This window comes from Candidatus Erwinia haradaeae (assembly GCF_900699015.1).
GTDB classification, from domain to species: Bacteria; Pseudomonadota; Gammaproteobacteria; order Enterobacterales; family Enterobacteriaceae; genus Erwinia_E; species Erwinia_E haradaeae_E.
The window spans coordinates 281,137-305,574 of the sequence record NZ_LR217737.1 but is presented as its reverse complement, the minus strand read 5'-3'; the positions used below and the strand labels follow the sequence as shown (position 1 = coordinate 305,574).

Here is a 24,438-nt window from a genome sequence, read left to right as displayed (position 1 = left end):
GTTGAACACTCCATATTTAATCTTTGTATACTCTAATAAGTTCATAATAGGTTCTATATATATTCCATATGACACATTTAGATTTTATACGTAGAATCACTGAAATTATTCAATAATGATATTATATCTACCAAATTATTATGACAACATCTAATCCTTATAGCAAACCAAATGTTACATGATAAACACTCTACTTACTATAATTAAGTATATAAACTATATTATTCTATAGATATATTCCAAAATAAGATCATCATAACTACGTAAGACAAAGTCAATATACTGATACTATTAAATTAAAAAACGCTTAACCTAATCGACAACCTATAACAATTATAATTATAATAAAATATATATTAACCTTATGTCTATCTCCTAAAAACCAATCAAGTTTCAAGTAAGTTAAAAAGAGCAAGTTCTATGTCTCATTATAATCAAAAAAAAATCAAAGCAGTGATCCCAGTTGCTGGCTTAGGCACACGAATGCTACCTGCTACAAAAGCGATCCCAAAAGAAATGTTGCCATTAGTTGATAAACCACTGATTCAGTATATCATAAACGAGTGTGTTTCCTCTGGTATCAATGATATCGTACTCATTACAAATGCATCTAAAGTTTCTATCGAAAATCATTTCGATACTAATTCAGAATTAATAACTATTCTAGAAAAACAGATTCAAAAACAACTAATAGAAGAAATCCACTCTATTTGTCCTAAATATGTTAACATTATCCAAATTCGCCAAAGACTAATTAAAGGACTTGGACATGCTGTAAGTTGTGCTTGGCCAGTCATTGGATACAATCCAGTAGTAGTAATCCTACCCGATGTTATCCTCAATCAATATCAATCAGACTTATCAAAAGATAATCTAGCAAATATGATTCAACAATTTAAGAAAACAGGATATAGTCAAATCATGGTCGAACGAATGACTGACGTCACGTCCTATGGTGTAGTCGACTGTCAAGGCGTTCAATTATATCCAGGTGATAGAACCTGTATAGTTGATATAGTAGAAAAACCCACATCAGACCAAGCACCATCAAATCTTATAGTAGTAGGCCGTTACGTTCTATCTAAAGAAATCTGGCCTTTATTGTCTAAAACACCCATAGGCTCTCATAATGAAATTCAACTTACTGATACACTATCAATGCTAATAGAAAAAGAGACAGTGGAAGCATATCATTTAAAAGGAAATAGCTATGATTGCGGAAATAAACTAGGTTACATGAAGGCTTTTGTCGAGTATGGAATACATCATCAAACACTTGGCAATGATTTTAGAACTTGGTTAAAGAACACCATAGATATCATTAATTAATAAAATTATACTAAATATAGTAAGATCATTAGAATGTTAATTCTATTAAATATAGATACTATAATTTTTAATGACTGTACAAATATAAATTTTAATCAAACTACTATGAATATGTAATTTTATATTGTACTTAAATATTGTCTATGACAATATCAGTCTTCTGAATTCAATATACCCTACAAAAAATGAGACTCGGAAAACTATGTCAACAATTATTAAATCACTATAACATAACTAGTTTAATTATAGCTGTTACTGATGATACAGAATCATCCTGATAAAAAATAAATATTTGTAATTATTATGGATGCGTTAAAATACTCTATTAAACCTATTTATAGCATAAAAATCTATAATTTTATTGTAAGTAATTATCATATAGAATGTGTTTTGTAAAATTTAATAAACAAAAAATTTTTATAATACATTATTATTATAGCATAGCTGATTCTCTTTCATCTAAAACTAGTAATAACATCTATTGATATCTTCACATTTCGTGCATGTGTTATCTTGAAAGATATTCTTACCGACTATCTAATATCTATATTTAAAACATTTTTATTCATAAATATTATTTAAAATAATCAAGTAATGATAATTAAGTTATTTAATAATTTTATTGGTATAACGTTTCTCAAATTAAAAATCAGTTACTATCTACATAATATCCATGCTCTGAAATTAATAACTATCTTATCAATCATTTTGGCATTATTAATGAAGAATTATTAAAAATATTTCTAACCATCTGACATACTTCTTGTTCTATTTGTCTACGATGCCCCTCTCCAATAAAACTTTCACAGTAAATTTTATAAGCATCTTCAGTACCAGATGAGCGCAAAACGAACCAACCATTTTTGGTCATCACTTTAACCCCACCAATGTCCTCACCATTTCCAGGTGCAACTCTTATTCTATTAGTAATTATATCACCTGCCAAGATATTAGATTCCATCTTATCAGGTAATAACTCTGATAAAAAGAATTTTTGTATTGATGTAGCAGGAACTTGTAAACAATTATAACTAAATTTACCAAAACGATTAACTATCTCATTATAATATTGTCGTGGATTTTTACCTGTCACTGCGGTAATTTCTGCTGCTAATAAACACATAATAATACCGTCTTTATCAGTGGACCAAGGTTGTCCATCAAAACACAAAAATGAGCCACCCGAACTTTCTTCACCACAAAAACCCAAACTACCGTTAGATAAACCATCTACAAACCACTTAAATCCCACCGGCACTTCTACAAGATGACGATTGAGATCGTAAACTATGCGATCTATCAAACTACTAGACACTACCGTTTTTCCTACAGCTACCCCCTTATCCCATAATGGCCGGTGCTGAAATAAATAATGAATTGCGACTGCAAGATATTGATTAGGACTCATTAGCCCATCAGAAGTAATAATACAATGACGGTCATAATCTGGGTCATTAGAAAATAATAGATCAAACTGATTACGCAATGATAACACACCTTCCATAGCAAATTTTGATGAGCAATCCATACGAATTACTCCATCGTAATCAAGATGCATAAAGCGAAACGTCTGATCAATGGAATCATTAATAATAGTTAAATTAATCTGGTAAAAATCTGCAATATACTGCCAATATTCAATACCAGAGCCACCCAAAGGGTCAACACCAATCTTTAAATTTGCTTTCTGGATTGACGGTATATCAATAATCTTTGACAAGCCTTCTATATAAGATTGGAGTATATCCGTTTCCTTTATATAACCACTTACCAATACCTGATCAAAGGTCAGACTGCGTACTTCTTTTAATTGATTCTGAATAAGGGAATTAGAACGGGCTTCTAATATTTTTGTAAATTTACTACTAGCTGGACCACCATGCGGTAAATTATATTTAATTCCACCATCTCCTGGTGGGTTATGAGAAGGAGTGATAATGATCCCATCAGCTTGCAAACCACCCTGTTTATTATGCTCAATGATAGCATGAGAGATCGCAGGTGTAGGGGTATAGCCATTTCCCTTTTGTAAAATTATACCTATACCATTAGCAGTGAGAACCTGTAATACTGAATACATTGCTGGCTCTGAAAGAGCATGTGTATCCTTTCCTACGTAAATAGGTCCAGTTATACCTTGTTTGTTACGCTCTTCAGCAATAGCCTGTGTAATAGCTAAAATATGCGTCTCATTAAAACTATACCGCATAGCACCACCTCGATGACCCGAAGTTCCAAATTTCACTGAATGATCAACATTACCTATTTGAGGATGACATAGATAGTACTGAGAAATTAATTGTGCAATATTAATGAGATCACTCTGTCTGGCTGGTTGACCAGCTCGAAAACTATAACCCATTTCACACTACCCCAAGTATTGAAAAAATAGAGACATCAAATAAACTTATATAACCTTAATTTATTAATATTTACTATTTTCCTTCCGACTAAAAGATAATAATTAAAAATAATACACATAAAATAAACTCTGGTTTTATTTAAAAAACATATGTTATTTAAACTCTAATCTTTAACAATCTCTTATCATACTACACGTCAAACTCATATAGAGAACAAATCTGCATTGGTAATATTTCATATCTTCACAAAGAATTAAGATTTTAATCTTAAAGATATAATAAACAATTAGAAGAAAACCAAGATGTCTATATAACTATGGTTATCAATATAAATAGATATCATATTGAATAAAATTTATTTCTATCTTCCTTGTGATATTCTTATAGAAATATCAGGAATATTCATTCTATTGCATATACCAATATACTATATGAAAGACAATAAAATATAATCTCCTACCAAGATTATTGTAACGCATCCAATCTCTTAACTAATTCATCTGATTAAAATTAGATTTGTTATGTATTAATATAGTTCCAACTTCAACTGAACGTTTAGACTTGAAATAAATCAATAAACATCAAATTATCTATGAATATCATATTCATTTAAACTACTATTGATAGTAATCTAACTTTCTTCTAGGTAGAAAGTTATAATTTTAAAAAACAGTATATAATATTTACCAAACATATAGTAAATACATTAATATCTTTAGACCAAATGAAACAATTCAATTCTCTTTTTCTGTATACCTAATCAATAAACAATATGGAATCAACAAGTTATCCAATTTTTAGCTAGTCTTCCTTTCTTTATTCCAAACCTGATCAAATCTAGAAGATACTGCTAGACTTATCTATATCAAACTGACTTATACCTTGCTATACCATTTTATATGTAGTAAATAATAAAATTTAGAAAAATGAAAATAAATGTAAATTATTAATAATTTTGACTCTATCTGCATTACAAATCATCTATCATATTTTATCTAACTTTCAGTAATTATAAAAGCTAATAGACATAATCTTATTAACAATCAAAAAAGAATGTTTTCTTCTATAATTAAAAAAGAGCCTTGTTAATATGATTGAATGAACGATACTATAATAATCAATATAAACTAATAATAAAATAGATAAACAAGTATCTTCTAATACCAAGTCTGATCTATATTTATCGCAAAATAAACAAAAAGCGAATGTAATCTTAAATCACAATAAATTACTAAATTAATAAAAAGATATAGGATTTAACATCACAAATAATATCGCTGTATGATCTATAACTAATCTAAAATTTCATAATTCCCTATCAATAATTCCCAAGGAATAACTAAAATAATTACATCTATAAAATTATAATGATATTTATAGAAGATTTTATACCTTAACTTCTGTTGATACTCTGATAAATAAACCTTCTAAAACACGATAATTTCTTCAACACTTTTATCATCAAAAAACAACTTATATCACGCTAATTATACATTAATTATCATCTATCCCTTACAAAGTAAATAGAAAATGAATATGTTATGATTTTGTATCATAAGTAAATATCATCTCAATAAATACTCTATCTCAGTATTTATAGAGTAGTATAATAATTGCATCTATTGCTCTTATAATTAAATTTATATCAATCAACATAAAATATATTACAATCAATAAAAATTTATCTTCTTTACTTCCCTTAAATCTTTTTTATATTGACAATAATATTGAAGGAACTGTCTATAAATAGATATTCTAACAATAGAATTTATTATATAATTTTAAAAACTATATTGAATCTATGCTAATGAACACTGATTACTTCTACCTCATGCACTAAATAATATTGTATGTTATTCTTTTAAGAGAAAAATAATATTTTATATACTATAATTTTTATTTTTTCTCCTATATTATCTAAATATCCATCAAAATTACGAGGATTACCTCATTAATTAGATACCTCCAATTAATTAGATACCTCCTATCTTGCATAACCGCACTTAAACTGAAATAGAAAAATTTATTTAGAAAACTGATCTTTTTATCAGAATCTATTTTCTAGATATAGACAATAACTTATATATGACCAATATAATACATCATATTTTCCTCACGTCAAACCAATACCGTGGTAACTTGGATTAATTAACTTACGAAGAATCTTGTTGAGAAATTTAATTAATCTACCTAATCTAAAACCTATTAATTCTACAAAAAAAGCGGTATCTTAATATTACCCTTATGAAACCAATACTAAACTCCATAACTGATATGACCCTTATGAAACAGATACGATTAGCAATCGTTCGACAACAATATCGCTTTGATGGCGGCGCAGAAAATTTTATTTCTAGTATACTAGCAGCTTCAGAACTTCAAATACTAGATCTGCATTTTATTACACGACAATGGCCAAAAAAATATCTAACAAACTGGAATTTTCATCTATGTAATCCAATAAAATTAGGACGTGTTAGCCGAGAGCGAGATTTTGCAAAAGCTGCTTACAAGCTTTGGAAGAAAGAACAGATTAATCTGATTCAGAGCCATGAGCGAATTGCTGGATGTCATATATATCGTGCAGGAGATGGTGTACATCAGATCTGGTTGGAACAATGGTGTCGCATACTACCTAAGTGGAAGCAAAAGATGCTATTCAATAGTCGATACCATAATTATATAATGAAAACTGAACAGAAAATGTATCAAGCACCAGAACTAAAAGCAGTAATTTGTAATACAAAAATGATCAAACAAGAGATTATTGAAAGATTTGATGTCAATAGTGATAAAATTCACGTTATCTATAATGCGATTGACACCAGACGATTTATTCCAGCTAACGAACAACAACAAGCCAGCATTCGACGAAAACTCCATCTTCCATGCCAAGCTTATATACTTATTTATGTTGGTTCTGGTTATGAACGTAAAGGACTCAAAACTACAATCCATGCAGTAGCAATGACAAACTACTATCTTATTGTTGTGGGAAAAGATAAAAAAGAAAAAAAATACAAAATGATAGCTAATGAGCTTGGCTGCGCGAACCGAATTCTTTTTGCTGGAGCACAACTTGATACATGCCAATGGTATCAAGCTTCAGACGGGCTAATTCTTCCATCTCTATACGACCCTGGACCGAATGTTATTCTTGAAGCAATGGCGTGTGGTTTACCAATTATTACATCAACTACTTGTGGTGGTAACGAATTTGTAGAATCTGGTAAAACTGGCTATATTTGTGATGCACTCGACGTTCCTGCAATCAGAGATGCAATTATGGAACTATCACGATGGAGATGCAATAGCCATATAAGAAACCATACACGAGAAAAAGCTATGTCACTCTCTTCTAGTCGACTCGCTCAACAACTTATATCTCTTTATCAGATAGTGATGAATTAACTTATGCGAATCTTAATGATTATTGATGGTCTGCCAGGTGGCGGAGCAGAGAAGGTTGTTCTTACCCTATGTCAAGGAATGCAAATACTCGGACACGAAATTAGCTTATTGTCATTACGGAATGTCTGTCATTATCCGATTCCTGTAGGAATCGGATATGAAGTTTTAGGAAATATCAATAGGTCTTTATCTTGGCTAAGATTATTAACCAAATCTCAACAACAATCACATCAACTCAAGAAAATTATTCAACAAAAAGAAACAAAAGAAGGTCAGTTCGACCTAATTTTTTCCCATTTACACCAAACTGACCGTATAGTTACTCGTGCTAATCTGCTGTCTGAAAAAAACATATGGTACTGTGTACATAGTATATTATCTGCATCCTATCTCGAACAACGACATACCATTAGTCGCTGGATTAAAAAAACAAAAATTATAAAAATTTACCAAGGAAAAAATATCCTATCAGTCTCTAAATCTGTCGAAGAAGATTTAATATTAAATTTATCTATTCTACCAAATCAACGAGCTATAATTAACAATCCATTTAAGATTAACTATATCCTTAATCAAGCTAATCAACATTGCCGTTTACCACAAAAACCATATTTAATACATGTTGGCCGCTTTCATCCTAATAAGCGTCATGATCGATTACTTGAAGCTTATGCACAATCAAATATACCAGCCGTACTAGTTCTAGTAGGCACTGGAAATAAAAAACAAATTAATAAGATTAGAACACTCATAGAACAAATGAGTCTTTCAGAAAAAATCATACTAACTGGATTTCAGAGCAACCCTTACCCTCTAATTAAGAATGCAGCTATGCTTATTCTTAGTTCAGATAGTGAAGGATTCGGCAATGTTCTTGTAGAAGCGTTAATATGCGGTACACCTGTTGTAAGCACACGGTGTCCTGGAGGACCAGAAGAAATTTTAAAAGATGCTGGAGTAGATAGAGCGCTAGCCGACTTAAACGCTGACTCTCTAGCAAAAAAAATGATAGAAACCTACCTTTCTCCACCACCTCCACTGAATCTACAAAAATTAATACAATATGATTTTCTTCCTATTTGTAAAAAATATTTAAATTTAGCAAAACTTAAATAATAAATATATATAATATATACCAAAATACACGATAATGTTATTAAATATCTTGATATTCCATCCTGAATAATATATTTTACTCTAATTCTAATTATCAGTCTAATTATAGCTATAAAATTATTTCTTCCTAGATTATTTTAGTCTAATAGACACAATCTTTTTGATCACTTACACCATTCAACTTATGATCACTAATATTATAAATAATAATACCATCAAATTTTAGTATACAAATTAAAAATTAATATATCTATAAATAAATACATTATCCTATTCCATTCTTCTTGACAATATTCAGATTAATTACTCCAATCACTTCTCAATATCATTGTATTCAGGAATTTAACAAACTTCTGGTCTAAGTAAATAAAAAAAATAATATTGAATTATACAAATAAAATAAGATCTTTATAATATACACATTCAAGCTCTATATTACATACATACAGAATTGCTTGTTAAACAAGGTTATACCAAGATCTATTCAATTCAACTGAAATTATTAATGAACTCCTGAGCAATTATTTTGTAATCATCAGATAAGAGATACACTATAAAATACACCTAATTTAAAATGATCCATACAAACACTTAAAATGATAATTTTATATAAAATATTGCAATTTATATACTACATACAATACCAAGAAATAAAACTAATCCAACCCAATTATTATTAAGAAAAGCTCGAAAACAATCCTGTGGATGGCGATCTGCTATCAATTTGTGTTGATAAATAAATAACAAGGATGCAATAAAAATACTGTAATAAAAACTCCAAGCTAAATTAAGTTGCCATCCAATTAATATAAATATGATTAATGATAAGAATTGTAAAAACCCAATCATCAATTTATCATAATGATTAAATAAAATTGCCGAAGATTTTACACCAATTTTTAAGTCATCAGAACGATCAACCATCGCATATTGCGTGTCGTAAGCCACCACCCAAAAAATATTTGCTAAAAATAATAACCAGCAAGCTTTAGGTAAACTTTGACTAACCGCCTCCCAAGCCATAGGAATAGGCCAACTAAAAGCTACTCCTAGCACTACCTGTGGAAGATGGGTATAACGTTTCATAAATGGATAGATTAAAGTTAAGAATAAACCAATAAACGATAAAAAAATCGTTGTCTTATTCATAGTTAAAACCAAAAAACAAGATAACAAAATAAAAAATAAAAAAAATATTTTTGCCTCTTTTTTTGATATTAATCCATGAGGGATCGGACGTTTACATGTACGTTTAATATAGCCATCAATCTTCCAATCAGCAAGATCATTCACTATACATCCAGCAGAACGCATAAAAAATACACCTAATACAAAGACAAATAATACTTCAAAAGATGGAGTGGACATCTCCGATAACCATAAGGCCCATAAAGTAGGCCAAAGAAGAAGCAATAATCCAGCAGGCTTATCACCACGAATCAAGCTATAGTAAACCACTAACTTACTTATATTATAAACGTAGATCAAAAATAAAATACCTATCCCTAATAAATCCTATTTCATAGGATATGGATCCTAAAAAAATAGTAAAGTATATACATTCTGGTTAAAAACATTAGAAATATATAACAACTGTTATATAAGTCGCTTGAAAATTATATAATCAAATTTTATTTATAAATAAATTTCAGTAATATAAAAAATAGAAGACAACACTATTTTTATATATGAATCATTCATAAATTCACATACTAAAGAATTAAATAAAATTTTATCTCTTTTTGATTACTCAATGAGTATCATAAAAAATATATAAAATATTTACTTATACGTATTTCTTAAATATCAATTATTTAAAATACAGCCTTCCTTATAAAAATAAAACAGGATTTTATCAGACTCTATAAATATTCAAAAATAGACAATCTGTCCTATTTATATAGGAATTTAAAATTTTATTCCAACAATATTATAATATAATAATTATAACAAGATCAAATCTATCCCCCTCTATAATAAGATTAACTCGGATCTTGAAATACCTGAGTTAGACCCCAAATAATACTCATCTAGATGTTCAATTTCATAATTACTTACATTAAAAAGAAAACTCTAATAGAAGATTTCTAATATCATCAACATCTCTTCATATAATTATACAATAATTAATACCCAGAGTAAAATTAGGAGACAGCGATGTTACATAGTAATACACGTGCATACATTACAGATTGTATGACTTTAATACCAATGGTCGTTGAAAAAACTTCTCAAGGAGAACGTTCATACGATATTTATTCACGCCTTCTGAAAGAGCGCATTATATTTCTTACTGGACAAATTGAAGACTACATGGCCAATTTAATTGTAGCACAAATTCTATTCTTGGAAGCCGATAATCCAGAAAAAGATATTCATCTTTATATCAACTCTCCTGGAGGTGTAATTACTGCTGGTATGTCCATTTATGATACGATGCAGTTTGTGAAACCAGATATTAGAACTATTTGCATAGGACAAGCATGTTCTATGGGAGCATTTATACTAACATCTGGCACAAAAGGTAAGCGTTACTGTTTGAAAAATTCACGGATGATGATCCATCAACCCATAGGTGGATTTCAAGGACAAGCTTCTGATATTGATATTCATGCACGTGAAATTATCAAAACAAAAAAGATAATAAATCAATTGATGGCAAAACACACTGGTCAAACTATTGAAACTATTGAGAATGACACCAATCGAGATCGATTCCTATCCTCTCAAGAATCAGTTGAATACGGTTTAGTCGATGCTATTCTGTCTCAACGAAGATAATAAATTCGATTATTATAAATATAATATGTATCTATATTTCAGTACAATAAATACATCAAGATCTCACTACATGCTTCTTACTTTAAAATAAATAAAAAAATTATAAAAAGAGAAAGAACGATGACCACTAACAACCAAAACGGTTCAGATAGAACACTCTATTGCTCCTTTTGCGGAAAAAGCCAGTATACAGTACGCCGACTAATTGCAGGAGAATCAGTATATGTCTGTGATGAATGTATTAATTTATGCAATGATATTATACATAACGACAATAAGATAGATCAGCCAACAGCTAGCCCATCTAATTTATTACCTACTCCACATAAAATTCGTACCCATCTCGATAACTATGTTATTGGACAAGATAAAACTAAAAAAATACTTGCAGTAGCTCTATATAACCACTATAAACGTCTTCGTCATGATGGTGAACTAAGCCACATTGAACTAGGGAAGAGCAATATTCTTCTAATTGGCCCAACAGGTAGTGGTAAAACATTATTAGCAGAAACTATGGCGCGCTTACTTGATGTACCTTTTGTAATAGCAGATGCTACTACACTAACTGAGGCAGGCTATGTTGGTGAAGATGTAGAAAATGTTATTCAAAAGCTTCTTCAAAAATGTGATTTTAACGTACAGAAAGCTCAACATGGAATTATATATATTGATGAAATTGATAAAATTTCACGTAAATTAGATAATCCATCAATTACCCGTGATGTATCTGGTGAAGGCGTTCAACAGGCATTACTTAAGCTAATTGAAGGAACTATTGCATCAGTACCACGACAAGGCGGTCGTAAACATCCACAACAAGAATTCTTAAACGTAGACACTTCTAAGATCCTTTTTATTTGTGGGGGTGCTTTTGCAGGGCTAGAAAAAGTGATAACCAGAAGAGTGGATACTGGAATTGGAATTGGTTTTAACGCGCTAGTTACAGGGCAATCAGAAAGAATACCGGAAGATAAACTTATAGCACAGGTGGAGCCAGAAGATCTGATTAAGTTTGGGTTAATTCCAGAGTTTATTGGTCGTCTTCCAATAATAGCAACACTGCACAACCTTAATGAAGAAGCGTTAGTCGCTATTCTTAAAGAGCCTAAAAATGCACTAACTAAACAGTATCAAGTATTATTTAATATGGAAAAAGTCAAACTAGAATTCTTAGAAGAAGCTCTCTGGTCTATTGCACGGAAGGCAATACAAAGAAAAACTGGAGCAAGAGGACTCCGTTCAATAGTAGAAAACGTATTATTGAATATTATGTATGACTTGCCATCTATGAATAATATTGAAAAAGTTATTATCGACGAATCAGTAGTGGATGGAAAACAAGAACCTCTTCTCATTTATAGCGAAGAATCAAAGAAGATATCTCTAAAAAGAAAACAAGATTCATAATGGACAAGTTATTGATCCCGATTTTGATCAAAATAGATCAGAGATATATAAATATCGAAAAATATTCTTAAAATATAATATATTATCAAAAACGATCAAGCTTACTAATCTAAAAAATTAAGTAATATCATCTATCTAAATAAGAGATGATTTGATTTTAATTCAAAATACAAGAGCTTGATATTAGTTCTTCCTTAATGACATTAAAATATATTAAATCATGTATTTTCTCATTCTCTTCCAAACAACAATATTTAAATAAATCATCATACGATTCTTGTTATTTTTTTTAAAAATCGACTAAATTTATACCTAAATACATTCTAATCAAATTTACTTATATATAATATCGGAATTTTTCTATTCATCTTTTTATCTCTGTAACATAGCATTATCTTTCACATTGCTATCTCACCTCCTACAAAATAACTAATAAGCTTGATTAATAAATATTAAAAATCGAATATAAGATTAATCAATGCTGCTAGCCTAAATATTACTACTTCATCATCTTTTTATTAGGTGAAAAGAAGAATTAAAAAGTAAAAACAAAATCATACAATAATAAGAATAGCATAACTCCATTATCAGTCAATATAATTCCTAAAACCATCACTAATGGTGGTCAAATTGAGACCTAAATTAATTAAGCAACATATAAAATAACTAATAACAATTGTGATACAACTGTACTATAGTGGTTATTGGAATGAACTTAGAATTACTAAATCTAATTCAGATTATTAATACATAGATAAGTATTCATATCTTGTAGTGGAGCTAATATAACTAATGAGTATTCTAACGTCTCTTATTCAAGCCTTGTGGAAACAGGATTACGTGATTCTCGCGGACCCTACTCTTATTTGGACTCTTTATTTAGTATTATTTTTAATTCTATTTTTAGAAAATGGATTACTTCCAACATCTTTTTTACCAGGTGACAGCTTGCTAATTCTTGTCGGAATATTAATAGCCGAAGGAGCAATTAATTGCATAGTCATATTATTTATCCTTACTACTGCTGCTAGCCTTGGCTGTTGGGTTAGTTATCTTCAAGGTAAATGGCTAGGCAATACTTACACAGTACAAAGATGGTTATCATATCTTCCAATGAAGTATCATCAAAAATCTAAAAATATTTTCCATCAATATGGATTGTCTGCATTATTTTTTGGACGTTTTATTGCATTTGTACGTACTATTCTTCCTATTCTAGCCGGATTATCTGGATTAAGTCATTTACGTTTTCAATTCTTCAATTGGATTAGTTCATTTCTTTGGGTATTAATTCTTATTATGATAGGATTTATATTTGGAAAAACACCAATATTTCATAGCTATTCCAATCAGCTACTATGTGTAATGATGCTAATACCTTTAGCACTAATGTTATGCGGTTTGATTAGTTATATATATCTTTTTTTTAGAAAAAAACTGTCTAATTATAAGAAAATATAATGGAAGTATATCTCTTATAAATACATAGAAAATACTAATGAATTTTTCATACTTCATTATTACCCTACAATTCATAGTTTTTCTTAAAATTAATAAGATTATTAATGATCTATAAAAATTAGAAAGATATAAACTATTATAAATACACTAATTATAATAAAAATTTCATCTTTCGCTAGTAAACTATCTTATACCCTATAATAATAGATTATATATTTAATTTGGTTGATTATATATCAATCAATATATAAATATAATCTTATTCTGGATGTGATAAAATTTTTATCAAATATACAGTATAATCTTACATATTATCAATTGTAGTTCAGTAGTTCTATGAAATAGGGTACCACATCACTAATTTTTATAATATTTTTTTCATGTGAATAACGGCATTGATACTCAACTTCTGCATTCCGAATATGACGCTCACTGATAACTATAAAATGCGGCACACCGATTAACTCCATATCAGAAAACATCACACCTAAACTCTCTTTCCTATCATCAAGAACAACATCAAATCCTAAAGAAACTAACTGGTTATATATATCCTCAGCTATATTTTTAATACAATCTAGTTTCTGCATATTCATCGGTAGGATTGCTATCTGAAAAGGAGATAAAGCTGCTGGCCATATAATTCCTCGTTCATCATGACTCTGTTCAATTGTCGCGGCTATCAAACGGCTAATACCAATTCCATAACAACCCATGCTAACTATTTTACGTTGCCTATCTTTATCTTGTACTAATAGATCTAAAGTCCGTGAATATTTTTCACCTAATTGAAAAATATGACCTACTTCAATTCCACGTTGAATAAAAATAGTACCTTTTCCATCAGGACTTATATCCCCCTCCTCCACATTACGAATATCCTCAATACGTGGTATTGGTAGATCCCGCTCCCAATTAATACCACTAAAGTGCCATCCATCAACATTAGCACCTATGATAAAATCACTCATTAGTAAAACAGATCGATCAGCAATAATAGGTATTTTAATACCAATTGGACCTAATGACCGAGAACTAACATTTAATTTTTCACGCAGTTCCGTCTCGTTTGCAAAACTCAATGGTTTAAAAACAATATCAATATTTTCGGCTTTAATAATATTTAATTCATGATCTCCTCGAATCAAAAGAGCAACTAATTCAGAACCACTGTTGTTATTAGATTTTACTACAATTGTTTTGACTATATTTTTAAGTGGAATATCAAATTGTGTAACAAGATCAATAATATTTGTAACTGCTGGTGTTTCAAAATCAGATTTTATTTTAGTAGAAGAATTACGATTCTTCAGAGGTGATACTGCTTCAGCAATTTCGATATTAGCTGCATACTCTGACTCAGTAGATAACGCAATACTATTATCGCCACTTTCAGCTAATACGTGGAACTCATGAGAGATCTGACCTCCAATATTCCCAGAATCTGCCTGTACAACACAAAAATTCAGACCCATTCTTTTAAAGATATGACTATAAGCATGATACATAGCAAAATAAGTTTGCTGAAGAGAGCTCTGGGTTTCATGAAATGAATAACCATCTTTCATTAAAAATTCACGTGATCGCATAACTCCAAACCGAGGGCGCATTTCATCACGAAATTTAGCTTGAATTTGAAATAAATTTAACGGTAATTGTTTATATGAAACCAGTTCATAACGTATTAAATCTGCTATAACTTCCTCATTGGTTGGCCCAAGAACAAAAGAACGATTATTCCGATCAACAAATCGCAGTAATTCTAAGCCATACTGCTCCCAACGTCCGCTTTCTTTCCATAAATCAGCCGGCTGTACGATAGGCATGGAAATTTCTAATGCCCCAACACGGTTCATCTCTTCACGGATAATATTTTTAGCTTTTTTTAAGACACGCAAACCAGTAGGTAGCCAAGTATATAATCCCGATGCTAATTTCCGAATCATTCCGGAACGCAACATTAAATTATGACTAAGCGATTCAGCATCAGAAGGTTCATTTCTAAGAGTACAAAGAAGATATTGAGTAGTACGCATAAATTGTTTATTTATTATAAATAATCAAGACCAAAGAAATACAAATATACTAACATTATATAATTATAATGAAAAGATTCTATAACATTAATCTTTAGAAATATACCAAAATCTTTTTATTGAAAAATTAATCATAAATATTACTGGACTGATCTAGCACATAGATATGAATTCAATATGTAAAAATAATAAAAAAGATTATCAATCAATTCATATTAAACCCCTTCTTACCTTGCACTTAAAAAAATAAAAATATTAAAAACTAACTAATACTTTATAATATCACATATGATATATTCAATATTGATATCAAAAATATATTATAATAAGCATCCTGTAACTATATGATATTGTAATTAGTATAATATGACTTCCTCTTCCCTAACTTAAAAGAAAAATCTTAAATTTAAAAACATCTATCCTTTTGTCTTAGATATAAATAAGATGTTATAAAAATAACAATTAAAAATCAAACAAAATAACCTTTTCTCTAAAGGAATTGCTTATAATTAGTCTAACATGATCTTAATAGAGATAAATCACTAACTTTTCGTTCTTTATCTAAAAATTATGATAAAAGATCATAAAATATGTATAATAAAATTTTATAACCATTTTCTCTAGATAGAGAGATGCTAAATCTCCTCAAAAATATAATAAAATTATATATCTATAATTTTATTAGATCTATCTTTATTATGAAAGACATTATTAAAAGATATTATCGAATTTAATGTTTAAACTTATATCGATATAATATAACCAATACTTATATAGATTTTTATTTAAACGACAATCAATACTTAATAATAACATAATTTAGTCATTAAAATTATCTATAATCTTTAAATTTACATCGACTTATTTATCTAATATTTCAGATAAGATTACTCTACCTTTGATCATCGATTGTCACATCAGAAGGAAAAATAAATTTAAATTTATCAGTATCAACTAATACATTTTTTTGATTATTAAAATCATAACTACTATACATCCCGTCCTCCTCAATACTGCTAAACCAATTAATCATACCAGATTTTGTTACTTCAATAGAAAACTTGATTAAATCTTTTTCACTCCTCTTAGGATCAAGAAAGAAATGATCATCTTTTTGTACAATATTATATTTTTTCCAATCAACATTACGATTCCGTGCAATCAGAATAAATGGAGTGTAATTGAGAGCATTTTGTATACGATAAATAACAACTTGCTTAATTAATGGATGATAGAAAAATATTTCTTGACCATCTGAAATTACAATATTTTCGTCTGGAATAAATATATGCCAGTAAAATTTATTGGGTCGTCGTATCCATAACTCACCACTAGACTCTTGAACCAAAATATCATTTTTATCCATGATCTTCTGATGAAATCTTGCGTAAATACAATTCACTTGATCCAGACGGTGTTGTAGAACGCTTTGTGGATCTGCCAAAACAACTGAAGAAATAAACATATATAAAAAATAAAAACTAATTAATATTCTTTTCATGATGTAATAAAACTAGACAGTACATTAAAAAATAAGATATAAAGATCTATTCTTATTTGAAATAAGATCAAATCTTATTAATACTTGTAACAATAACAGTTTACTGATAAATAGAGAACCTAATTCTTAGAGACATAAAAAGTTAGGATTGAATCCTATTGAAAAAATAAAAATTATACAAAATAATTTCACATACACTCATTTTTTTTCAAAAATCTATAATTTTGCAATATAAATAGATACTAACATCATCAATAAATTTAATAAATTAAATTAAATAGTGATTTTATAATCATTGAATCTTCTAATATTAAAACCATATCATATAATTCTGTATAATTTCATGCTCCTAATAATGTATATCTATATTTTTATCTATCATGATCAAACATCTCTCACACATAGAAAATACTTTAAATGGATACAAAAACCCACTACTTCACATTAATCTATCTTTACATATAGTTAAATAATCACCATCATTCTATCGTAAACCTATTCAGTTATTCTTAAACCGAACGTTTACCATTATATAAAAGAAGAACATCACGCAGACGAAAACCAAGTATACCCAACGTTAAAATATATACACTAAAACCAATCAAAAATACTACCATTAATCGTGTTAATCGTTCAGTCATACCTCCACTATTCCACACAGGCATAAGATAAAGAACACCAACGAGTGAGGCAGACATAACTAGCACAGCTATTATTAATCTAAAAAAGAAACACATCCAACCCGGCTGAGGAAAAAATAAATTTTGTTTACGTAACTGTCTATAAAGCAATGAAGTATTGAGGCAAGCAGCCAATCCAATAGAAAGTGATAAACCAACATGTTCTAACGGTCCAATTAAAGCTATATTCATAATCTGTGTTACAATCAAAGTTAGTATTGAGATTTTGAGCGGAGTTTTAAGGTCCTGGCGTACAGAAAAACCTGGTACCAACACTTTCATTGTAATTAATCCTATTAATCCAACCGAATAAGCAACTAACGAATGTTGAGTCATTCCTACATCAAAATCAGTAAAATTACCATATTGAAATAACACTATAATAAGAGGCTTAGCTAGAATACCTAACGCCACCGCACTTGGGCATGCCAATAGGAAACAAAGACGTAATCCCCAATCTATAAGATATGAATACTCTGCAAGATTACCACTGCTAACACTTTTTGCTAATGAAGGAAATAAAATAGTTCCAAGCGTAACCCCTAAAATTCCAACAGGAAATTCCATTAACCGATCAGCATAATATATCCATGAAATAGAGCCTGGATTCAAAAACGAAGCAAAAATAGTATTAATAACAAGAGAAATCTGACTGACTGAAGAACTAAGTACTGCCGGACCCATTTGATTAATCAAACGCCAGACATTTATATCATGAAAAACTAAACGTGGTAGTACTAGTAAACCTATTTTTTTTAAATATGGTAACTGATAGCCCAGTTGCAAAATACCGCCCATCAATACTGACCAAGATAATACTGTAATAGGAGGATTGAAATATGGTGCAGCAAATAATGAAAAAAAAATAATACTTAAATTAAGCAATGCAGGTGAAAATGCTGGTACAGCAAAATAATTCCATGTGTTGAGAATAGAGCCAACTAATGATGATAGAGATATCAATAATATATAAGGAAATGTAATACGTAAAAGAGTTGCACTTAACTCCACTTTTTCGGCGGTATTAGCAAAACCAGGAGCTGTAGCCATGATTAACCAAGGCGAAGTAAATATCCCCAAAATCACAATGAGTCCTACTACCAGTGTTAGTAACCCAGAAACCCGAGTGATGAATATTTTTGTTACTTCTACACTCTTTTGACTCTTATATTCAGCTAGAATCGGAACAAAAGTTTGAGAAAAAGCTCCATCAGCAAAAAGACGACGCAATAAATTAGGCAATTTCCATGCAACAAAAAAAGCATCAGTCACTGCACATGAACCAAAAATTCGCGCGATGAGAACGTCTCTTACAAAACCTAATAACCGAGAAACAAAAGTCATAAAACTCACTGCTACCAATGCTTTAAAAAGATCCATCTGTTTCTTACGTACAATCTTTAAAAATCTTAAAATAACACTTATCTTAAACACAATCTGTCCTCACTATCACATTAAGGACCATCTAACTATTAAAATCACATACCTCTATTAATTATTACCTACTCCCAGCAGTCATTAATAAGTAAAATTTATTATTATATATTAGAATACAATATTTCATACAGAACTACTTCCCTGTTTTTAGTGAAAGATACAGAAAGCTATATTTTAATTACTTTAAATTTTCTATATTCCTAGTTTTTTTAAAGGATGATTCCATCTAAAATCTCGTTATTTAGTTAAATAACGGATCAAACTCTTTTTCTTCTTTGCAAGATTACTATATAGATTAGTTGTAAACTTATCTTCATAAAATAAATAATAACCTATCATAGAGTTACTATTCATGATGGATTGCTCAGTATTGCGAATTAACGACTATTCATAATCCACTGATATCATCAGATTAGGATCTGATCTAGAATAACATTCTCAATATTTTGAATTTAAAAATATGCAATAAAATACAACATTTTCTTGATTTAAATAATCATACATAGTAAATTAATTTTTAATACTCTTCTGATTCTATCTAGCAATAATATGTTATATAATATAACATATGTATTATTTCTCATATTTTATTCTATATATATAAAATATTAGCATCGTATATATGTATGAAAATAAGATAATCTTTAACAAACCTAATCTACAGTTTAAAAAAGATTATATCTATTAGAACGAATCTAGTTATGGCTAATCTAAATCACTAAGTTATATTTTTTAAAAAAAGTTTGATAAATTGTTTATGATTGATATAATTTTATAATACGCACAAGGTTAATACAATAATCACTCGCTTCTACAATCTGAAACTGTAGTGGAGGCATATCAATGACCTCACCAATTAAAGGTACACGACCTTGGAATTTAATTAATAAACCTGCTAAAGATTCATGATCATTTTCTGGTTTAATTAATTCCTTGTAATCCAATACATGTTGTAATGAATGTAAATCCGTTGCACCTTTTACTAACCAGCCGTCTCCATCTGACATAATATCAGGAGTTTCATCTTCATCAGGGAATTCACCAGCAATAGCCTCTAAAACATCTAAAGGTGTAATCAAACCTTGTACTATACCAAATTCACTAGCAACGACAACAAAACTACCTTTCGCACGACGAAGAACACCAAGAAGATTTAATGGATTAAGAGTATCTGGTACAATAATTGGTGGTGTAGTAGTTGAGAAAGAAGAAATATCCATACCATGATCTAACGCTACTAGTAATTCTTTTGCTCTTACAACACCAATAATTTTATCTAAACCACCACGACATACTGGAAACAAACTATGCGGTGTATCTAATAATTGAATTCGTACCTCATCTAAAGAACAAGTTAGATCTACCCAAGAAATTTCTCCCCGTGGCGTCATAATACTACGTATAGAGCGTGAAGCCAAAGTTAAAACAGCATTAATCATGTAACGCTCCTCATCTTTAAAAGCTTCTTGAGGCGCAATAGTTTCTACAGTAGTATTCTCTATACTGTTCGACTCGTTTTGCCGCCCCCCCCCTATCAAACACTGAATAGCCTCAGCAGTTCTTTCCCGCATCGGTCGACGCTCCTCATATCGCATAAAGTTACGGCGGGCCATTTGATTAAATAACTCAATAATAATCGAAAAACTGATTGCTGCATACAAATAACCTTTAGGTATATGAAAACCAAAACCTTCTGCAACCAGACTGAGACCAATCATCAAAAGAAAACTAAGGCATAAAACCACTACAGTTGGATGACTATTGACAAAGTTAGTCAATGGCTTAGAAGCAAGCAACATCACACCCATGGCAATTACCACTGCAGTCATCATGACAGGTAAGCTATTTACCATACCGACTGCAGTGATAACTGCATCAAGAGAAAAAAGGGCATCAAGAACAACAATCTGTATTACAACTGACCAAAAACTAGCATAACCTTTATGCCCTAAACTATTAACATCATGATTTTCTAAACGATCATGCAACTCGATCGTCGCTTTAAATAATAAGAAAACGCCTCCTATAAGCAAAATCAAATCACGTCCAGAAAAACTAATATCACCTATACTAAAGAATGGACGTCTTAATGTAACCATCCAAGAAATTAAAGAAAGAAGACCTAATCGTGTTATCATTGCGAGTGATAATCCACTCAGGCGGGCTTTATCGCGATGATTTGGAGAAAGTTTATCTGCTAATATGGCAATAAAAACTAAGTTATCAATGCCTAGGATAATTTCAAGCACAACCAGCGTAAGAAAACCCGCCCATATCGAGGGGTCTAAAAGAAATTCCATGCATAACTCCGGAAAAAGAGACGAGAAAAGACAATATTTTTTAAAAAATTACTGATTGTCTTGATAACCATATCAAGAGATATAGAAAACAATTTCAAGAGAACGGTGGCTTATGAATATCAATTATAATACGAATCCATCGATCTACCTGAGATTTTTACTCCTATATTAAAAGATCTTTACTCTATCAGGTGATATCTATAGATCAAAATTATTTCTTTACTATGCAATCCAATTTAATTAAAAATAAAGATAGATGCAAATAACACAACTAAGCAGAAAAAATTGCTGAATAAAAACATATTACGCTCTTAAATCTCTAATAAGATTATTATAGTACCAGATTAATAACATTATGATGACAGTAACTTGAGATTCCTGTTCTAATTTCTCAAATATCAACAATCTCAACAAAATATTTCATACTGTAATATATATAGATCAAAAGTAATGATTATAACGCACTGAAAGCACTTGATAAGTCTTTAATTTCTATTCTACCCCTCAGCTCATTATCATTAATATGCCATATTCTCTATATTATCTTTTTAAATAATCATATTATGATGCTCTTGAAATACTTGTGACGTAAAAGATTATAAGTCTACATATCAGGATTTTTGAAGAAATTCAATTAAATTCCAGCATAGCGTATCTACGCCAGAATGATTAATAGAAGAAATTAAGTAATATCTATAACGCCAATCTAATTCTTTCACAATCATTTGACTGCATGACCTCGCTTCTTCTTTATCTAATACATCAATCTTATTAAATACTAACCAACGAGGTTTATTAAATAGTTTTTTACTGTACTGCTCTATCTCATGTATAATAATCCGTATATCTCTTATTATATGTTCTTCCTCCATAGAGGATAAATCAATGATATGCAATAGCACACTACAACGATCAAGGTGTTTAAGAAAACGAACACCAAGACCTATACCTTTAGAAGCCCCTTGAATTAAACCAGGTATATCAGAAATTACAAAACTCTTTTCTTTACCCATAGATACAACAGCTAAGCTAGGCATGAGGGTAGTAAAAGGATAATCAGCAACTTTTAACTTAGCAGCAGAAATTTCACGAATAAAAGTGGATTTACCTGCATTAGGCAGACCAAGAACACCTACATCTGCTAACAAAATCATCTCTAACTGTAAATCACGTATTTCACCCTTAGTCCCCATAGTCCTCTGACGGGGAGAGCGGTTTACTGATGATTTGAACCGGGTATTGCCTAGACCATGATACCCGCCTTTTGCTATCATAAGTTTCTGATGATCTTCCATGTCTGCAATCAGCTCACCAGTTCCTTTATCAATAATACGTGTACCAAAAGGAACTTTAATTAAAAGATCATTCCCGCGCTTACCAGTACAATTAGAACTCTGTCCATTCTGACCGGATTCAGCTTGAAACATTTTTTCAGAATGAAAAGAAGCAAGAGTATTTAAATTCGAATCAGTTTCTATATATATATCACCACCATCACCTCCATCTCCACCATCAGGCCCACCACGTGGGATGCATTTCTCACGACGAAAACTCACGCAACCATGACCACCATTTCCAGCCGCAACCACTATAGCTGCTTCATCAATAAATTTCATTACACTTCTCTTATCAGTTACATAGCTCTCTTCTAATTTTCATACAATAGAATATATCACCCGATATAAACTAATGAATAAAATTAAAGTAATCTAAAATCATAGATAAACTATTTAATGCTAAACATCACTGTCTTTAAAACCTATCGCAGATTAATTTACAATCTTAAGACCCTTAGATACTACAAAATAATTTTTATCGTAAACTAACCATAAACCTCTGATATCTGTTTTTAGTATTCAGATCCATTACAGATATAATATGAAAAGATATGCAAACTATCGATAAACTTGTTACTTGATATCCATTATACGACTCGTGATATAGCTTCAAATACTGTGAATGTAACAAATTAAATTGTATTTCATTGCTAAAATATTTCGCAAACCATTATTTATAATAAATAATGATCCAGAGCATTTTAATAGAAAAATAACGATAACCAGCTAACTATACAGGAATAGTCTAGATGATATATCAATAAATTTTCATACATGATCACTGAATAATACATATAGAATATTTACCTACATTGTAAATATTTTTATTAGTGAGAACAAATGGTTATTAAACTTAATTAATATTAAAATAAATAGATATTTCTTCTTAATGATATAAGTAATTATCTATATCAAATCTTACAATTAAGCGCTAGTTAAAACCAATTCAAACTATTTTAAACTAACTCGTCTTAAAATAAACGATCGAAACATGCAGAACAAAGAGACTATCAAAAATAAAAAACACGAATCTTTAGTCATAGCCAGCTAATAAGTTTATTTTCTATCTATCATATCTTGTTAAAAAACAAAATATGTAATAAATTACATAATAATAATTATATTCAACAATAATAATCTATAATAAAAACGAACACAGTAGATAACAACACCAAATTCATAACACATTAATAATACAATTAACAATCAATGCATTTCAATCAACCAATTACGTGATGTATCAAGAAAAACTCTATAATATCTAAGAATTAAAAGC

12 protein-coding genes and 1 pseudogene are annotated in these 24,438 nt (G+C 29.8%); 6 read left to right on the top strand and 7 right to left on the bottom strand.

The genetic code is table 11. The annotated features are described in order from the left end of the window. Positions 1-420: 420 nt before the first annotated feature. Entirely contained in the window at positions 421-1,329 is a 909-nt protein-coding gene (gene galU / locus ERCIPICE3303_RS00870; RefSeq protein WP_157990870.1) for a UTP--glucose-1-phosphate uridylyltransferase GalU, read from the top strand. 703 nt (positions 1,330-2,032) lie between these two features. Here the strand turns inward: galU and pgm are convergent. Next, on the bottom strand, positions 2,033-3,691 hold the full coding sequence (gene pgm, locus ERCIPICE3303_RS00865) for a phosphoglucomutase (alpha-D-glucose-1,6-bisphosphate-dependent) (RefSeq protein ID WP_157990869.1): 1,659 nt from the start codon (positions 3,689-3,691) through the stop codon (positions 2,033-2,035). Between the two features lie 2,284 nt (positions 3,692-5,975). On the opposite strand from pgm, the gene ERCIPICE3303_RS00860 reads away from it, so the two are divergent. Together ERCIPICE3303_RS00860 and ERCIPICE3303_RS00855 are read left to right on the top strand one after the other, a co-directional pair. Then, a complete protein-coding gene (locus ERCIPICE3303_RS00860) occupies positions 5,976-7,103 on the top strand; it encodes a glycosyltransferase family 4 protein (protein WP_157990868.1) in 1,128 nt (375 codons plus the stop codon). A 3-nt stretch (positions 7,104-7,106) separates the two neighbouring features. Then, positions 7,107-8,219 carry a glycosyltransferase gene (locus tag ERCIPICE3303_RS00855; protein ID WP_157990867.1) on the top strand — a complete coding sequence of 371 codons (1,113 nt, stop codon included), beginning with the start codon at positions 7,107-7,109 and terminating at the stop codon, positions 8,217-8,219. A gap of 624 nt (positions 8,220-8,843) precedes the next feature. Here ERCIPICE3303_RS00855 and ubiA read toward each other — a convergent pair. Beyond that, positions 8,844-9,689 carry a 4-hydroxybenzoate octaprenyltransferase gene (gene ubiA / locus ERCIPICE3303_RS00850; protein ID WP_157991284.1) on the bottom strand — a complete coding sequence of 282 codons (846 nt, stop codon included), beginning with the start codon at positions 9,687-9,689 and terminating at the stop codon, positions 8,844-8,846. A 687-nt stretch (positions 9,690-10,376) separates the two neighbouring features. On the opposite strand from ubiA, the gene clpP reads away from it, so the two are divergent. From clpP to ERCIPICE3303_RS00835, 3 genes are all read left to right on the top strand, one after another. After that, positions 10,377-11,000 carry an ATP-dependent Clp endopeptidase proteolytic subunit ClpP gene (clpP, locus tag ERCIPICE3303_RS00845; RefSeq protein ID WP_157990866.1) on the top strand — a complete coding sequence of 208 codons (624 nt, stop codon included), beginning with the start codon at positions 10,377-10,379 and terminating at the stop codon, positions 10,998-11,000. A gap of 120 nt (positions 11,001-11,120) precedes the next feature. Beyond that, positions 11,121-12,410: an ATP-dependent protease ATP-binding subunit ClpX gene (gene clpX, locus ERCIPICE3303_RS00840; protein ID WP_157990865.1), complete on the top strand. Its 1,290-nt coding sequence runs from the start codon at positions 11,121-11,123 to the stop codon at positions 12,408-12,410. A 792-nt stretch (positions 12,411-13,202) separates the two neighbouring features. After that, positions 13,203-13,871, top strand: a complete 669-nt coding sequence (locus tag ERCIPICE3303_RS00835) for a DedA family protein (RefSeq protein ID WP_157990864.1) — start codon at positions 13,203-13,205, stop codon at positions 13,869-13,871. Between the two features lie 314 nt (positions 13,872-14,185). Here ERCIPICE3303_RS00835 and ERCIPICE3303_RS00830 read toward each other — a convergent pair whose 3' ends face one another. From ERCIPICE3303_RS00830 to cgtA, 5 genes and pseudogenes are all read right to left on the bottom strand, one after another. Beyond that, positions 14,186-15,907 (bottom strand): proline--tRNA ligase, encoded by a 1,722-nt coding sequence (locus ERCIPICE3303_RS00830; protein ID WP_157990863.1) that lies wholly within the window; start codon positions 15,905-15,907, stop codon positions 14,186-14,188. A gap of 892 nt (positions 15,908-16,799) precedes the next feature. Beyond that, positions 16,800-17,408, bottom strand: coding sequence for an outer membrane lipoprotein periplasmic chaperone LolA (gene lolA / locus ERCIPICE3303_RS00825; protein ID WP_269775622.1), 609 nt, complete (start codon positions 17,406-17,408; stop codon positions 16,800-16,802). Between the two features lie 509 nt (positions 17,409-17,917). Beyond that, complete coding sequence (gene murJ / locus ERCIPICE3303_RS00820; RefSeq protein WP_157991283.1) at positions 17,918-19,468, bottom strand: murein biosynthesis integral membrane protein MurJ; 1,551 nt, start codon at positions 19,466-19,468, stop codon at positions 17,918-17,920. A gap of 812 nt (positions 19,469-20,280) precedes the next feature. Then, complete coding sequence (locus tag ERCIPICE3303_RS00815) at positions 20,281-21,825, bottom strand: TerC family protein (RefSeq protein ID WP_157990861.1); 1,545 nt, start codon at positions 21,823-21,825, stop codon at positions 20,281-20,283. Positions 21,826-22,445: 620 nt separating this feature from the next. After that, a pseudogene (gene cgtA / locus ERCIPICE3303_RS00810) lies at positions 22,446-23,441 on the bottom strand (Obg family GTPase CgtA); the annotation flags it as partial. Between the last annotated feature and the right edge of the window lie 997 nt (positions 23,442-24,438).